Source organism: Candidatus Bathyarchaeota archaeon, from assembly GCA_026014805.1.
Lineage (GTDB): Archaea > Thermoproteota > Bathyarchaeia > Bathyarchaeales > SOJC01 > JAGLZW01.
This window is the reverse complement of sequence record JAOZHR010000008.1, coordinates 13,524-29,881: the sequence shown is the minus strand read 5'-3', so window position 1 is coordinate 29,881 and position 16,358 is coordinate 13,524. Positions and strand designations below refer to the sequence as shown.

Below are 16,358 nucleotides of genomic sequence, written 5' to 3'. Positions count from 1 at the left end.
TATGGAATACTCTGTTTTCTCAAGCTTCTATTGCTCTCAAGCTACTTGATATTCTTCTCCTTCTCGCAACAGCATAACCTTGATGTTTGAATTGGCCTCCACTTCCTTTCTGAACTCTTCGGGATTCGTGCTCCAACGGTGCATCGGTAATGCTGTTTTAGGGTTGATTGCTATCGCTGCTTCAGCAGCCTCAGCGTTATCCATGGTGTATGTGTCTCCGCTAGGGAGCAACGCCACATCTACAGGTCCGAGCTGCCGCATTTCGGGGATAAAATCTGTGTCTCCAGCATGATAAATCGTCTTGTTCTCAACAGTTATCAAGTAGCCGACCCCAAACTGCTTGGGATGATAAGGCTTTCCGGGAGATCTGAAACGCTTAGTATTGTAGGCGTCCACAGCCCTAACTTTCACACCCTTCACCGTTGTCTCTTCCCCAGATTCAAGAGTCTTAACGGTTCCACCGATTCTTGAAACACAATCTCTGGGAGAAATTATCACAGTGTCATCCCTACGAGCCTTTTTGACCTTAGATGGATCACAATGGTCACTATGCGAATGCGTCACCAAAATCAAATCTGCCTTTTCAGCAACTTCACCATATTTCTCCAAGTCAATATAGATGACTATTCCTTCAGCTTTTATTTGAAAGCTGGCGTGAGCCAACCATTTTATGAAGACAGCCATTTTACTTCGCTTTTCAATGTGGTCTGTTAACGTATATTAGTCTTAAATGTGCTAAAGAGAGAAAGGAAAGGGTGCGAGTGTAGATGTTGCTATCTGACTTATTCTATGCTCTGCTTTCGACTCTACTACTTCAAAAGTAATTCCAATAATATTCTATCAATGTATGTTCCATCAAGAAACTTTATGTCTCGAGTTAGTTTGCCGCATTCTTTATACCCGCATATCTTGTAAACGTGGAAAGCTCTCTTATTTGTGGCGTAGACAGAGAGTTGAAGAACCTCAAATCCGCGTTTCTTGGCGATTTCGATAAACGTCTTTGTCATAGTTGTTCCTAATCCTGAGTTGCGATAGCCATCGCGAATGAAAATGCCGAACTCTGCAACGTGTGCCCGTTTATCTGTGTGGGGGTGGATGCTTGCGCCTCCAACCAGCTTGTTGTCAACTCTTGCAACCAGGTAAAGCATTCCCGCCTTTATGCCACGTTCAAACCATCTTCGCTCCTCTTCCATGTCCGTTATTTCATTATTCATGAAGAGGTATTTTCCTTCGCTGATTACACTGTTAATCGCCTCTACAACTTCAGGCAGATCCTCTTCTCTTAACCAGTCAAGCGTAGCTGTTCGTCCATCCTTCAGCTTGAATGTCTTGTAAGCCATTGCTGCATTCCAGCCTTTCAGAAAGATTTTAAGAGAAGTAAATAAAGGCAAATGTAATATTTAAATACATCTATCAAGTATAATTTATCTTGTGGTTCAGTTGGAAAATGAAGAAATCTTAGAAAAATATGCGAATCAGCTTAAAACAAATGGAAGAAGTGACTCAATTGTAAGCTTGTATAAGACAGTGATGTTTGAGTTATCGGATTTTGTGAATAAAAAATCATTCACAGAGCTTTCTAAAGAGGAAATTGAAGCGTTTTTAAAATGGAAGAGAAATAATAAAGTGAGAAAAGGGAAATATCCTAACAATGAAAAATTAAGTGATTCTACATATGCTATGTATATTTCTGTCTTGAAAATTTTCTATAGATGGTTTTACAAACTTCCAAAACATCATTATCCTGAGCAAGTTGCACATCTAAATTTTAAACCTAAAAAGACTCAACCTATTAAACCATCTGAGATAATTAATAAACAAGATATTGTTGTGTTGCTGGGGAATTGTGGCAATTTTAGAGAAAAAGCAATGATTTCAAGCTTATATGAAAGTGGTTGTAGAGTTTCAGAATTTTTAGATTGGAAAGTTAGAGATATGATTTTTGACAAGAAAGGTGCTGTTATAAGTGTTAAAGGTAAAACAGGTGAAAGGAGGATTAGACTAATAGAGAGTGTTTCGCACCTTCAGCAATGGTTACAAACACATTCCAGCAAACATGACAAGGATGCATATATATGGTGCACAAATAGGGGAAAAGTTGGTTATGTATATCTTAGCAGATTGTTACATAGGGTTTTTAAAAGAGCTGGGATTGACAAACCATGTAATCCTCATGCATTTAGGCATAGTAGATTAACTGAATTGGCAAAATTCTTGTCAGATGCTAAACTGAAGGTTTTTGCAGGTTGGGTAGGAGGCAGTAGTATGGGAGGTATATATGTTCATCTCAGTGGTGCAGATTTAGATGATGATTTATTGCGTGCTGCTGGTGTAGAAATATCTGAAGAAAAGGTAGCAAGTCCATTGAAATCTAAAAATTGTCCAAGGTGCGATTTCAAAAACTCAGGTGAAGTGAAGTTTTGTGGTCAATGTGGATTGCCATTAACTCCTGAACAAGCGATATCACAGGAAATGGAATTGGAAAAGGATGTGTATGAACTTCAAGATACTGTAATGATGTTGAAAAGGGAACTGGAAATTAGGAAGATGCGTGACATTGTGGATTATGTTTTGGGGACTTCTCCAAATACTCAAAATTTGGATATGTTTATGAACAGTAGGAATATTGAAGGAGATATTTTGGAACATGAGTATATGGCATGCCTTGTTGATGTTGATGGTTATTTAGTGTATGTGCCTGAATATGATAATTATGGTTTTACATCTGAAGCTCAACAGTGTCGTGCAAAAATGTTTGAAAGGGGAGTAAGTGACCCAGAGCTGAAGAGGATACGACAGATGGCAAAGGAACAGTTAAGGAAACTTACTGAACGAAGGAAAGGCATCAAATAAATGAAATATAAAATCCCGACCCAGTATTAATTTATCAAAATTTATCAGTGCTTTAACTGATAATACACTGATTTTTCGGGTTTAATAGGAACGTGTTTGATGTTTAAATGAGTTTGAATAAGTTTTTTGGTATATGCGCGTGCAACTAAATTTTTAGGTCTAATAGATTCTTAGAATAATTCCTTTCACTATCACATTGTTAGGATATATGAAGGAGAAGGCGGAAAAAAGGACGATAGTATCTCATGTGTTTATTCTCTTCTATCTCTTTCTGGAATTATTATTAGATTACATCCTTAAAATTCCATTCAGAGAAATACTGGCAATTCATGGCCCCTACAATGTAGTCTTCTATGCTGCTATGTTCAGTATGATAGGTGTTTCCTTCGACAAAAACAGGAAAATGGGATTTGTGGTGACAATAACATTCTTGATATTGATAGGATGTCTAATATACTATCTATTACCTTTCTAAAATTTAGGCAACCATAGAGTTACCTTATTTTCTTCCACAAGCCATTAAAAGGGGGAGGAGATTGGGTGATATCTCCCTTGTGGGGGAGGGTTCAAATCCCAACCAACCACATTTCTTCACATGACCACCCAACCAGTCAAAAGCAACAAAGTAAATTAAAAAGTAACAGACAACACATAGAAAAACTAGGTGAATAAGATAATGGATGGCACAACAAGAGGAAGAAACTGATGAAAAAAGAGTCTTAGAATGAAATGCGTAAATCTCTTTGGAGAATCCTTATTTTTTGAAATAAGCCAGAAAAATGGTTAAATATCCTCTGGACATATTGCGCTTTTCTGTTAAAAAGCGAGAAAAGATCATTATATTTGGGGTCGGCTGTCAGCGATAGAGAGATTTTCCATGTGTTTTGCTCATCAAATTATCTGAAAATATCTGATTAATCTTCGCTCCTTTCGATTTGCATTTCAATGTCTTCAAGAGTTATTTCACAATCTTCTAGTCTTTTAATCAATGCATCATGGATGAAAGACGCTTGTCTTTCCGCAAGTTTCCTTTCAAGTTCCATTTTTTTCTCGATAACTTCTAATTGCACTTTTTTGGCTTCAGCTTCTAATTTTTGCCTGTTGATTTTCCAATTGCTAATTTTCTCTATAGTTTGAACCATTGCCCAGAATGCACCTGTAAGAATTAAGATCTCAGTAACACTAATTACAATTATGAGTGGTGATTCTTTGATTATTTTAATTGCACGAATTTTGTGGTTTGGTCTGATGGGTCTTCCTTTTCTGTACCAGAAGAATCGTGAGAATTTATAGTTCGAATAACCCTCTGCATAAAGCATCAAGGCAAGATCATGAAGTAGCTCGAAGTCGTATAGAAGTGAAGAGACATCTAAAAGGTATGGCCTCTTTTTATCGCTAAAAGTCAGCTTCAACTTAATAGTCATATTAAATCCCCTAAGTTAGATATTAATCCTCAAGGAAGAACTACTTTTAACAAATAATACTAATTATTCTATTTTTTAAGTCTTTCTATACATTTACACACATGCGCATTTGTAGTGGGATTTGAACCCCAACCCAAGCCAACCCCAAAACCCAAACCATACTTAGAAACTAAAAGGAGAATTCATAAGCTTTTTTTAATTGCTAAACGTGACTTTTCTTAGTGACATTAATGAAAGGACTGAAAGATACTGAATATAGAGCTTCCATGGACAATCTTGGATTACTTGAAGGAGAAAAGAAAGAACTGGAATACCTCATTGAGAAGGTCGTAATTGGACGTGGTGATGGAAGTCAACTGAAATATCTTTTTCAGGGGTTCATAAACGGCTCCATTGATTCAAGTAAAACGACAACGCTTAAAAAAGGGTTGTTAGTGTTCACCAACATCAACTTGATTTTCATACAGCAAGAGGATTATTCAAGGTCGGTAGTTCCACTTGACCAGCTTGGCGGAATGGGTTGTTTTACATATAACAACCACTATGCAATCGGTGTGGTGACTGTAGACGGTTATGAATATGGATTTGACCTATGTAGAACAGAGGGTCCCAGTGTTGTTCAGAATCAAAAAAATGAAAACTAAGTGGGGAAGCTGCAACCCAGAACATCAAAGAGTGTGGCTTAATCTTGAACTAGCAAAAAAAACGCTTCACTCCCTAGAGTATGTGTTAGTTCATGAGATGACTCATTTTATCGAAAAGAATCACCCTGAGAAATTCAAGATGTTAATGACATCCTTCATGCCTCAGTGGAATCAAATAAAAGATGAACTAAATAATAGCAAATTGGGTTATTCGAAATGGAGTATCTGACGAAGAACTGTTTTCAATTTTTGCTGATCAAAAGCGCGCGCAAGTTAAGGAAGATTTATAGAAATCTCTAAGTTTAGCATTAAATTAGAAATAGAAAAGTAGAAACGATTTAGGAGTGTTGCTTATGGATTATGATGAGTTGTTTGATGATGCTCTCAACAATGTTCTGGAGGCTTATTCGCACAGTAAGATTCAATTCTACTCTGAGAGAGATTTACAGGGTCATTTGTTCTACGAATGTCGAAAACTGATGGAAGAAAGAGGTTTTCCTCTTCCTTTAAAATTATATGCGGAGAAATCAGTCTTTCAAAGAGAAAAAGTAGATTTAGTTCTAGGAAACGATGAAATACTTGTTGAACTCAAACTTGAACCTGACTATCCTGGAGTAAGCAAACCTGTAGTATTCAGCACAAATAGAGAAGCAGAAGGAGCTGGAAGCGTTGAAAGTGACCTAAAAAAGGTTGCTAAGTATGCAGGTAGAGGAAAGTGCGCTCATTTTGTAATGATAGATGAGGATGGGCGACATAGAAGGAGAATCGCACATAAGACATGGAAACCAATCTATGTGAAGCTAGATGGACCAAAGAAACTTAGTTACTTGTTGCATGTGAAGCATGATTATGAGAAATGCTAGAGAGAGTTTAAGCAATGCATTATGAAACAATAGAAGATTTTGGTGACTTAGGCATTGAATTCTTTGATGTTAGAGGACTTGGATCAAGAACTGCGAAGGCCTTCCTCAGAGACTTACTAAAACAGTTTGTTTTAAGGTCAGCCAAATATTACAATGAAACAGGGGAATATGCTTTCTACTATAGGGAAAGGCAGCTACATTCCATTATTTGCCCATCTATAGCACAAATGCCCAAATCAGTTTTTCTAATGGAGCATCCAATAGACAGAAAGCCTGCTGGCGAAATTGAATATCGCGGAAGCGCTGACTACTGGATATCTTACAGGAACTATTCCTTTATCATGGAATTGAAGCACGCTTATTTCGCATTCAGTAGAGCCCATAGTCCTAGTAAGCGCATAGCAAAAAAGTTAGCAGATGCTTGGAAACAACTTCAGAATGTCAGGATGGAGCAATGCCGTAAACTAAAATTTGGAGATGGATTGCGTAAAATTGCTTTAGAAGTCATCACGTTCTATAGAAGACAAAAAAACGAAGCCAATTTGGAGGATGATCTCGATAAATACGACTTCAAAAGATTGTTTAAAGAGTTGATTGAGAATGCTCATTTCAAATATGAACCGGATTTCCACGGGCTTTGGGTCCTTGATAGAGAGCTTATTGAACCCATTGGAATTGAATCTCTGAACTCCTTTGAGATATTTCCTGCAGTCGCTTTCATTGGATACATTTCAAAAATCATAAAGTAAATTATGGAGAAGTGGCGAGCGCATGCTTTAAAAGTGAAATATTAATAATCTGTGAAAAAACACTTAAGAAGAGTGTCAGCATTGAAGCGAAAAAGCGTGAATGCGAGTCTCTCTAAGGAGGTGAAATAATGCCTAAAGTAAACGAGACTTTAAGTTATAAAAAGTGTCCGAGATGTCATAAAAAGGTTTACTATGAACACGTTCCTGCAAAAGGATGGAAGCCTAGAGATGACGCAACCTTTGAAGTAGGAGATTGGTATGTAAACTTAATTTGCCCTAATTGCAGTTGGAGTATCAACACTTCAATACAACCTAGAAATGTTTGGCAGACTTCAAATACATGAGGAAAAATGGCGCGCATCATTCTTCTATTCCAAATACAAACACTGGAACTTGTATTGCACTTCTAAAATGAGGCAGATACTTGCACACTTTCTCGAAGGTTAAGCTACCTTGCCATTTCTTGTTGTATTCTTGCTCAAATTTTCTTCTCTGGTCTCTGGTTACAGTAATATAGACACCAACATCGATCTTGTCAAGGTTAGAGTAGGAGAGCGCTTGAAACTTCAAAAGGTCTATGCCTATAAAGGAAGAATGTGAGAATGCAACTTCAACACCTACTCGGTCTTTCAAGTAGTCTATCTTGGCAGCGATGTCGGTGATTTTTTCGAATACTTGAGGTTGCTCCTTCCAATTTCTCTCTAGAAACTTTGTCCTAAAAACCTCATTCAGTCCTGGTCTGGAATAACCTCTAGATCTTATAGACCCTATAATATTCTCAATTTCCTTCTTGGTTCTTAATTTACTGTTCAGTACTTGTTCAGCGAACCTGTAAGAGAATGTTTGGAACCTCACACTAATAATCTCCCGAAGTATCTACATATTTCCATTTACATTCCTCAATGTATCTTAGTACCTGTCTCGGTTTCCTGTTAGTGTTCAACATTTCTAACAACTTATCAATGTCATAACCTTGCAGAATAGCAATTCCTTGTTCCCTAGAATATTTTAAATCTGATGGAGCTATGGCGACGTCTTTTGAACATACAGCAACTGGGGTCAATGTACACCTGTCAAAAAGATCTGGCATTTCACTTTCCATTTCGTTGACCATCGCATCTAGTTTTGCTAGGTCGTCCTTCAAAACTCCTGTTGTACAGCTTATGATAAGGAGATCAAGAGTCTCGGGATAGAAGCCAACGATATCAACACTTTCCAGTTTCAAAGGCGCAACATTCAACGTTACAAAATTGAAGCTACAAAGGAGATGTAACACTAAGTGTTCCAATTTATCAGTAGTTCCTAGGATATTTTCTCTTAGTTTCTCCTTTTCCATCCATAGTGTATTCAAATCTTCATGCATTTTCCTACCTCGTGCTTGCGAGTATAAGAAATTATAGATTTGTACCATAGGTGGTTTTGGGAAAACCTGAGAGAGTTCTTCAGTTGAAACCCCAATCTCTTTCAAACATTCCAAAGCATAATTATGCTTCTCATCATCTCGCAACATGTCAAATAAAGCAGGTTTTGATGATTCTCCTCCTTTAACTAGAATGTTTTTTACATAGAATCTAGCGGGACTTTCCCACCAATATTTGATATGAATCTTCGACAAGAGTGTCATTGCGCTTGGAGGTTTTTCCATCTTTTCAAATGTCCGTAAAATGACATTGACCAATTCCTTATTCTGTCGAGCGTCATAAAGCATGTCCAACAAATCATCCATTAAATAGGGATGAGAATTGAGAATCTCGCTCAAGGCATCGCTCTTATCATTGGGATTTTCTTGATATCTGAGTTTGAGTAGCTTCATTAAATGAGGAAAGCTATTTCGATCTCTTATCCTTCCAAAATATCTACATAATCTTCTCTCAATTTCAATATGATGAGCATCATAATAACCTTTCATAGATTTATCAAGTACTTTTAGCATTTGAGGTAGAAGACGTTGATCAGCAAATTCTGAACATAGTTTTACAGAGAATACTATAGCACAAGGTTCAAGTGCATTCAAGAATTGTGAAGTCTCTTTAATAATTTCCGTGCTAAGTCTTTGATTGTTAAGGGTTAGCAAGCAATCATAGACCTCCTCCACTCCAATGCTGTTAACTGCTTCTCTAGTAACTATAAAATGAAGAAGTGGTTGAATCGATCGTCTTTTATTCTTATTGTTTAGCTCTAATGTTAACTTCGAGAAAACAATGAAAAGTTGACCTTCCTGTCCTTTTAATCCATCTAGAACTCTCTTAAGTACATCATCGTTTTTCTTAATGAAGAGCGAAAGAGAATCAACAATAAGTGAAGATTCTGGCTTAGCATCACCTTGATTCTTAGCCATTTCTAATAATACATTCACAAAACCATTTACGTTTTGAATAGAATCAGACATAATTCTCCTCAGCAGTTCTTCCAGACACTTTATTCTTCTAAATTTGTGATCCTTGGAAGATCCCGAGAGAATATGTGTTAACAATCCATGCAACTCCCTCTCTGTAAGTTCTGAAAAAGGATTGTTAGACATACCTTCTGAATCTCCTTATCGTACTGGTGTCAATTTAGAGATGATTCAAAGGAAGTTTATAACCTTTTTAATAGAATAGGAAGTAGAAACTTAGAAAGTTTGCCTTACTAGCAATTCATAAAACTTATTTTATAGGTTAAAATTCAATTAAAAATTGTTTCAGATATAGGAATGCGATGAAATGAACTTATCAGAAATCGAAGCAAGCTTATGTTTTGAGAAAATCATGACATTTGAAGTTTTGTTTTATGATGACGATTTCAATGAAGACTGCAAGAAGTTCTGCAAGAAAAGAAACATAACATATCTTCCTTGTAAAAAAGATCCGAGCTTCTGTTATAAGCTATTAGACGATACATTCAAGAAGGAGATGATCACGGAAAGCCAGAAAGTAGACGTAAAAGACTATGTTTTTCAATCTTCAGTTGTAGAAAAGTTTCGCGAACACCAAGTCCTTTTTGTGCATCGTAAAACTGGTATTGCAGGCGTAGTTCACTTTTGCGACTATAATAGGAACCTAGTTTCTGTATACGGATACGCTTTGTTATTGGAGTTTGAAAGAAAATTGAGAAAACTACTCGTTTCTAATGGCTTGAACAATGATGACATGTTGGATTTCTTCTTGAAGCATAAAGATGATCGGTATTATTTGGACAAAGCGAAAAATTTCAAAAAGGCAGAAAATCAAGCTAAAAGGAAAGAATTGGAACCCTTTCAAACGTTTTATTTAAAGGATCTTATAGGTCTGTTGAACTTCAAAAAAATATACAGAGTACCAGATGCTATTAACGATAATTTAAGAGCTACCATTATGCATTCACAGAATGCTGTAAGGCATAAAGACTATGAAAATTCTTGTTTAATCTATAGTTTTACATCTTTTTGCGAGTTTTTTGAACTGGTCAACTTACTTAAATCAGAAAGTGAAAAAGTGTCAAAACACATTCAGCATAAAGACTGTGATGAAGAAGTAAAAAAACTAAGGCAAGCGGGCCTTTTCATAAAGCTTTGAATGAATTTTCCATGGTTGTTATATTCAGCAAATGAACTCGTCCTCTTCTTCTATATTGTAGATTGCTCTCGAATCTAGCCGTTATATTCTATGAAAAACAATGTGAGATTCGAGTAGAAGATTGTTCCAGAAATGCTAATAGTTTCCAATGTGCATTTCATCTAGGGAGAAAAGTTGAAGAAAGTAGACATTTACGATGTTGTGTTAGCCTGCAATGCGTATGGTTCAACACCAATAGATCCTAGCTGGAATCCTCACTGTGACATAGCTGAACCCTATGGAATCATAGACATTTACGACATAGTAATGATCTGTACGAGCTATGGAGAAGAATACAATCCTTAGAACACATTTAGTTTATAGATAGACTTCTTTTTTATGACTCGTTTAAATCTAAGTTATACTTACATCTGAGCAGGTTCTACCTTCAGCCAAGTTCCTTAAAATTATTATACAGTACATATACAGTATTGACAATAGAAAGGTCATAATAATCCAAGACGAGGCATTTGGTTTGTCTATGAAGAAGTTTAAGGGCATCTGGCCTTTATACGGTGGCATGAGAAACTATGTTCTAACCCTTAGGAAAATCTTAGAGAGGATTAACCAAGAAAATCCAACAATGGTCCAGCTTGTTTCGTGGCTAAGGAGCGAGTACAAAGTCTCAAGCAAGACCGTTCCTTATGGCATGCTCAGAGTTGTTAGTAAATGCTTAGGTTTTATGCAAGAAGTCGGTGGTCGAGTTAAGCTCACTCCTACGGCAGAGGAGTTTTTGAGGACAAGTGAAAACCGTCTAGTCCTTGGAGTTTTAAAGAAGCGAGTTTTGGGTTTTGCGGAAGTTCTCCAGATGCTGGCTGAAAGTCAACCGCTTAGCTTGACAGAAATTCATGAGGGGCTTTTGAAGAGATGCAATCTTGATTGGGCAACAACTACTCAAACAATGTATAGATTAAATTGGTTAATAAGCCTGGGGTTTGTCGATAAAGAGTATAAAAAATACCGTCTGACGGACAAGGATTTAGTGACTGCAGAGGAAAAGAAGGGACGACCACCTATTCCCCATCCGCCAACGCCGATAGATGATTTTGTTAAGCACGCGAAGGGAATAATTGAAAGACACCCTACTATGGATGAGTCAAATACGATTTCTACAATGATAGAGCCGCTTCTTGAAGCTTTAGGATGGAACATACGAGATCCAGATGAGGTCCAGAGGGAATATGCGATTCGTATAGGTGAAAAGACTGAGTATGTGGACATTGCTTTAAAAATTAACAGTAGGCCTGTGCTGTTTATTGAGGCCAAATCCGTAGGTACGCCTTTACGCAATCATTTGGCAGAACAACCATTGAGATATGCTAACGCTGAAGGCGTAAGCTGGTGCGTACTTATGAATGGACGTGAATTAAGAGTCTATAACGCTTTTTGGAAGATTAAAGGAATAGAACGAAAGATGCTTTTCAAACTGCTAGTAGATGACCTTAAGGAGAAGATCAGCACGCTACTGTTACTTTCAAAAGGCAACGTGATTTCTGGAAAGTTAGATGAGGAGGGAGAGTTTGAACATGCGAAAAGAATAACATCAGAGTGGCTAAGACAAAAAGAAAACACCATAGTAAAAAGCATCATGGAATTAGATCCAAGCCTTAAGGAAGACTACGTAAGGCGAGTCTTAAGAAAAATTTTGTGATTTAATATATTGAATACATTCGGTGTAAAGACTTTGAGAAAAAGAGGCCGAAGCGTCAGAAATCGAACAATTGTCTTAAAAATCAATACTTACAAACGATTAGAGCAGTATCTAGTTGAGCTAGTGAAACGCAGAAGAACACCTAAGGTCACTTTGACGAGGCTGTCAATAATTTGTTAGACAACATTGCTTCTGATTCAGTGAGGAATGAGCAGAATGACCGTTAGAGAACAAGAGGGATTGCATCACTTTTTTCCAAAGCAAGGGAAGCCTCCATTGTCTTCTTTTGCTCAATTCATTGATAAACAGAAAGAAATCATAAGGAGACTCAATGATGTTGACTACATTTCAAGACCAGAATTCGCCTCTTTTGTGAACTCTTCACAATCCAAGAATGTTCCTATCCATAGATGGTTCAAATACCGTGAGGGGTATTCGCCTAATCTAGTACACGCATTTTTTGATGCTACTGAAAAGTCAGTGTTGGATCCTTTTTGTGGTAGTGGAACTACACTTGTCTGTGCTAAACAAAAAGGACTGAATTCTGTTGGAATGGACATAAATCCATTATCAGCGTTTATATCACGTGTCAAAACATATCAATTTACTTTAAAAGATCTTGCAATCCTAAAAAAACTATCAAAGGAGATTTTTAATGTTAATGTGAAGCCAGATGATCCACCAAAGTTAAAAATCATAGGTAAAGTCTTTCCTGCCGATATCCTTGATTACTTGCTCAGATTAAGAGTAAGAATCAAATCAGTTGCAGAAGGGAAAATACAAGACACATTATTGCTAGGATGGCTCGCTATTCTTGAGAGTGTTTCTAATACTAAAAAAGAAGGAAACGGAATAAAATATAGATCAACTCGTAGGACAAAGAATGGTTATGTTCACATTCCTGATTCAGTCTGGCAACATGAATACTACGGAAAAGACAGGATTGGCTTTGTTAGGAAAAAATTTCAGAATAAACTTCAAACAATACTTTCAGATATCGAAAATCATTGTATCAGTCACCCTGTGGTTTCAACGAAAATTTTTGACGGCGACTCGGCTCAAATCAGCTCGATGTTAGATGAAGAGAAGTTTTCTTTAGCCATCTTTTCTCCTCCCTATGCAAACTGCTTTGACTATTTCGAAATCTTCAAAGTAGAACTATGGATGGGAGGTTTCATCAAGGGCTATGAGGACATTCGAAAGCTCAAAAAGAAGTCCATCGGATCATTATGGCAGGTATCTCCTTCTGAAAAGTTTGATTTTGAAGAGTTGAGTGAAATTCTCAACTTGTTTGAGGGAAGGAAACTTTGGGACAAAAAGATTGTTTCGATGATTGAAGGATACTTCACGAAAATGGAGGTTGTGTTGAAACAGATTTATGAGATGTTGATGCCCAACCGAAAATGTGCAATCGTAGTGGGGAATTCCGCTTACTCAAATGTTCTTATTCCAACAGATTTGCTGTTATCGAAGATCGGGAGAGAAATAGGCTTTAAGAAGACAAAGCTCATTATTGCTCGCCACCTCACTACTAGTTCTCAACAGAAGAAAAGATTAGAACGGTTAAAAAAATATCTTAGAGAGAGCATAATCGTTCTTGAGAAATGAAGACAAAAATGGGGTGAGAGACAATAAATCTTCTAAATATTTTAGAACTGCCCCATGATGGCCTTATTCCATTCGAACAAGGGTACGTCATATCTGACAATAACGTAGCTTACTTAACTCATAAAATTCATAAATTTCCTTCCAAATTCATCCCTCAGGTTCCTCGTTGGGCGATAAAGAGACATCTCAGAAACCAAAAAGAGAAGACTATTTTGGACCCTATGTGTGGATCTGGAACAACGCTTGTGGAGGGAATTCTTGCATCTCATAATGTTTATGGTATGGATATAGACCCTTTAGCTAGGTTAATTTCAAAAGTCAAAACAACAACACTGGACAAAAAAAAGCTGAATGAAACCTGCCAAGCTGTGATAAACGAAATGGAAGAATTGAAGGAAGGTAATTTTCAACCTTCATTACCCACTCTTCACCACTGGTTTAATGAAAAAGCAATAAACGATCTAGGAATAATTAGAGATATTATTGAAAAATACAAAGATGATGAGGATATCTACAACTTTCTTATTGTTACCTTTTCTTCAATCATAAGAAAAGTATCCAATGCGGACAACGAATCACAAAAAACTTATGTTTCACACACAAACCCGAAAACACCGCCACCTGTCAAACCGAAATTCAAGAAAAACCTTTTGGATTACTCGAAACGATTAGTTGATTTTTCCAAGGTAAAACCGAAAATGGTAAGATCCTTTATTTTTGAAGATGCAGATGCAAGATATGTAGAAGAAGCATTCAAGAAAAAGACACTGGATTGCATTGATTTAGCAATAACTTCTCCTCCTTACATAAAAGCTATTGACTATATCTATACTCAAATGGTAGAACATTTTTGGATAGGAGACCTTTTCGGGCTAGCTGATCAAAAGAGCCAAAATGAATACAAGAAACGGTACATTGGAACAAAGATGATATATGTAAATGAATATTCAGATCTAAAGTTAACCAACTTTCCATCTATTGACTCCTTCATTCAAAACATCTACAAAAAAAGCGAGAAATTCGCATATATCACCTACAGATTCTTCGAAGATATGCATGCTAACCTAGAAGGTGTTTTCAGGATCCTTAGAGACAACGGACATTACATTGTTGTTGTAGGAGACTGTAATGTCGCTGGAGAACAGATTCCAGTGCGAAATCTAATTATTGACATAGCTAGATCTATTGATTATTCTCTTAATGATTTGTTCTATTACAAGATAAAGAACAGATATATGCGATTTCCACGAAAGGGTAGAGGGGGATTAATTAAGTACGACTGGGTGGTCGACTTAAAGAAGGGGTAAAAATGTCTGATCAATATACTAATCCTGACGATATCTGGATAAATGCTCAATACTGTACGTTAACACCCTCAGCCATTAATCTACTGATGGTTCTTTGGGACATGGATGGAAGAGAATATGATCATGATTTCCGAGAGGAGGCAGATGGGCGACATAGAATCTTACAAGGCGCAAAAAGAAAATCAGCGAAATTGAGCAAAGTAGAGACCTATATAACTGCATTCGAGGAACAAGGATGGACATCCAGAGTAGTTGAGAATGGAAAGACAGTTTTCAGATTTACAGATGCTGGAAAACAGGCATATATGTTGATAAAGAATGCGCCAGACTATCTGAAATTCTTTCCTTATTTCTTGACTGAAATTGTTTCTCGATATCAACAATGGAATCCAGCAAGAAGAGGAGAATCATATCTCAGCAAAGGAGATATTTTTCCTTATTGGGCTCTTTTCAGAATTATGAGAGAATGCTCAAACTACATCTCAGACGACGAATTTCGTAGGTTTCTAGTCAAGATTGCTTACATGAAAGAAATTCGTGAAACTATAACTCAGATTCATAAATATCGAAAGAAACTATCTGGTAATCCTTCTAGGGAAGAGATTGACAGAGAATTCGGTGACCCCATCTCAGGAACACCAGCTAGACCGTTATATTTTATGCATCGGGCAGGAGTGGGGTTCGAGAATTTCTCGCAAACTAATTCAGGAATAATTTTAAGAAAAGGGCAATGTCCTCTGGGCACTACTATTTACCGCTTGAATGACAATTACGAAGCATTTATCGATTATATGCTCAGCAATCAACCAGAGAATCTTCCCGAGGGAATAAATGTAAACCGTTGGTTTGCACATTATGGAGCATCGGTATTGCTCAACGTTTCACAAGAAGATTTACTCAGTGATGAAGATCCTATTTGGAAAGAGGTAAAGGAGAACTTACTTGATCAAGGTATCAAGCGAATTCTTCTTGTAGGTCCACCTGGAACAAGCAAAACTTGGTATGCAGAAAAGATTGCATTGAAAATTGTTGGCGGTGATGCAGCACGTGTTGAAAAAACTCAGTTTCATCAGTCCTACAGTTATGAGGATTTCATCGAAGGCTATATCCCTAATCCAAAAGGTTCAGGATTTGTTCTTAAGGATAAGATTTTCAAGATAATTTGTGATAAGGCACTTTTGGATCCTCAGAGATACTATGTTTTGGTGATAGATGAATTCACTAGAGGCGATGCAAGCAGGATTTTTGGCGAGATACTGACTTACATGGAATATCCTCATAAGCCAATAAACCTACTGTATACTGAAGATTCCTTCTATGTGCCTGAGAACCTCATAATAATTGGAACTATGAATCCTTTTGATCGATCAATCTCCGAATTGGATATAATGATGGAAAGAAGATTTAAACAAGTTAAGATGCCCCCTAGCACTAGAATTCTTAAAGAGATTTTGTCTTTACAGAACATGGCTCCTGAGTTGATTGAGAGAGTTGTTGAATTCTCTGAAAGGATTCAAGAGATCTACGAAATTGGTTTTGGGCATGCTTATTTTGTGAACGTTAGAAATGAAGAAGACCTAGGAAGACTGTGGAGATATCAACTCCGAGATTTGTTCAAGAAATATTTCCAGTATGAACCTGACAAATTTAGCGAAATAAAAAATCTGTATCCGTGGTCTGAATAGAA

General features: G+C 37.0%; 17 protein-coding genes. 12 read left to right on the top strand and 5 right to left on the bottom strand.

Features of this window, described 5'->3' with window-relative positions; genetic code table 11:
- Nucleotides 1-36: 36 nt before the first annotated feature.
- Nucleotides 37-684 carry an MBL fold metallo-hydrolase gene (locus tag NWE91_02030; protein MCW3985175.1) on the bottom strand — a complete coding sequence of 216 codons (648 nt, stop codon included), beginning with the start codon at nt 682-684 and terminating at the stop codon, nt 37-39.
- A 125-nt stretch (nt 685-809) separates the two neighbouring features.
- Nucleotides 810-1,340, bottom strand: a complete 531-nt coding sequence (locus tag NWE91_02025) for a GNAT family N-acetyltransferase (GenBank protein MCW3985174.1) — start codon at nt 1,338-1,340, stop codon at nt 810-812.
- Nucleotides 1,341-1,440: 100 nt separating this feature from the next.
- Here NWE91_02025 and NWE91_02020 point away from each other — a divergent pair, with 100 nt between their 5' ends.
- Nucleotides 1,441-2,853, top strand: a complete 1,413-nt coding sequence (locus NWE91_02020; GenBank protein ID MCW3985173.1) for a tyrosine-type recombinase/integrase — start codon at nt 1,441-1,443, stop codon at nt 2,851-2,853.
- Between the two features lie 914 nt (nt 2,854-3,767).
- On the opposite strand, the gene NWE91_02015 is transcribed toward NWE91_02020, so the two are convergent.
- Nucleotides 3,768-4,277 (bottom strand): complement resistance protein TraT, encoded by a 510-nt coding sequence (locus NWE91_02015; protein MCW3985172.1) that lies wholly within the window; start codon nt 4,275-4,277, stop codon nt 3,768-3,770.
- A gap of 230 nt (nt 4,278-4,507) precedes the next feature.
- Between NWE91_02015 and NWE91_02010 the strand changes: the two genes are divergently transcribed.
- From NWE91_02010 to NWE91_01995, 4 genes are all read left to right on the top strand, one after another.
- Nucleotides 4,508-4,921: a hypothetical protein gene (locus tag NWE91_02010; GenBank protein MCW3985171.1), complete on the top strand. Its 414-nt coding sequence runs from the start codon at nt 4,508-4,510 to the stop codon at nt 4,919-4,921.
- Nucleotides 4,911-5,150, top strand: coding sequence for a M48 family metallopeptidase (locus tag NWE91_02005; protein MCW3985170.1), 240 nt, complete (start codon nt 4,911-4,913; stop codon nt 5,148-5,150). The genes NWE91_02010 and NWE91_02005 overlap by 11 nt, the downstream gene beginning before the upstream one ends.
- A gap of 124 nt (nt 5,151-5,274) precedes the next feature.
- Nucleotides 5,275-5,784 carry a hypothetical protein gene (locus NWE91_02000; protein MCW3985169.1) on the top strand — a complete coding sequence of 170 codons (510 nt, stop codon included), beginning with the start codon at nt 5,275-5,277 and terminating at the stop codon, nt 5,782-5,784.
- 14 nt (nt 5,785-5,798) lie between these two features.
- Nucleotides 5,799-6,533, top strand: coding sequence for a hypothetical protein (locus tag NWE91_01995; protein MCW3985168.1), 735 nt, complete (start codon nt 5,799-5,801; stop codon nt 6,531-6,533).
- A gap of 360 nt (nt 6,534-6,893) precedes the next feature.
- Here the strand turns inward: NWE91_01995 and NWE91_01990 are convergent, their stop codons facing one another.
- Both NWE91_01990 and NWE91_01985 read right to left on the bottom strand, forming a co-directional pair.
- The gene (locus NWE91_01990) at nt 6,894-7,388 is read right to left on the bottom strand and encodes a restriction endonuclease (GenBank protein ID MCW3985167.1); all 495 of its coding nucleotides are present in this window, start codon (nt 7,386-7,388) and stop codon (nt 6,894-6,896) included.
- A gap of 1 nt (nt 7,389) precedes the next feature.
- The gene (locus NWE91_01985; GenBank protein MCW3985166.1) at nt 7,390-8,922 is read right to left on the bottom strand and encodes a hypothetical protein; all 1,533 of its coding nucleotides are present in this window, start codon (nt 8,920-8,922) and stop codon (nt 7,390-7,392) included.
- 502 nt (nt 8,923-9,424) lie between these two features.
- On the opposite strand from NWE91_01985, the gene NWE91_01980 reads away from it, so the two are divergent.
- From NWE91_01980 to NWE91_01950, 7 genes are all read left to right on the top strand, one after another.
- Nucleotides 9,425-10,066: a hypothetical protein gene (locus NWE91_01980; GenBank protein ID MCW3985165.1), complete on the top strand. Its 642-nt coding sequence runs from the start codon at nt 9,425-9,427 to the stop codon at nt 10,064-10,066.
- Between the two features lie 174 nt (nt 10,067-10,240).
- On the top strand, nt 10,241-10,411 hold the full coding sequence (locus tag NWE91_01975) for a hypothetical protein (GenBank protein MCW3985164.1): 171 nt from the start codon (nt 10,241-10,243) through the stop codon (nt 10,409-10,411).
- A gap of 175 nt (nt 10,412-10,586) precedes the next feature.
- Nucleotides 10,587-11,756 carry a type I restriction endonuclease gene (locus NWE91_01970; protein ID MCW3985163.1) on the top strand — a complete coding sequence of 390 codons (1,170 nt, stop codon included), beginning with the start codon at nt 10,587-10,589 and terminating at the stop codon, nt 11,754-11,756.
- A 33-nt stretch (nt 11,757-11,789) separates the two neighbouring features.
- Entirely contained in the window at nt 11,790-11,936 is a 147-nt protein-coding gene (locus NWE91_01965; GenBank protein ID MCW3985162.1) for a hypothetical protein, read from the top strand.
- Nucleotides 11,937-11,972: 36 nt separating this feature from the next.
- Entirely contained in the window at nt 11,973-13,364 is a 1,392-nt protein-coding gene (locus NWE91_01960; protein MCW3985161.1) for a site-specific DNA-methyltransferase, read from the top strand.
- A gap of 173 nt (nt 13,365-13,537) precedes the next feature.
- Nucleotides 13,538-14,671, top strand: a complete 1,134-nt coding sequence (locus NWE91_01955) for a hypothetical protein (GenBank protein MCW3985160.1) — start codon at nt 13,538-13,540, stop codon at nt 14,669-14,671.
- A gap of 2 nt (nt 14,672-14,673) precedes the next feature.
- The gene (locus NWE91_01950) at nt 14,674-16,356 is read left to right on the top strand and encodes an AAA family ATPase (protein ID MCW3985159.1); all 1,683 of its coding nucleotides are present in this window, start codon (nt 14,674-14,676) and stop codon (nt 16,354-16,356) included.
- The last annotated feature ends 2 nt before the right edge of the window (nt 16,357-16,358 follow it).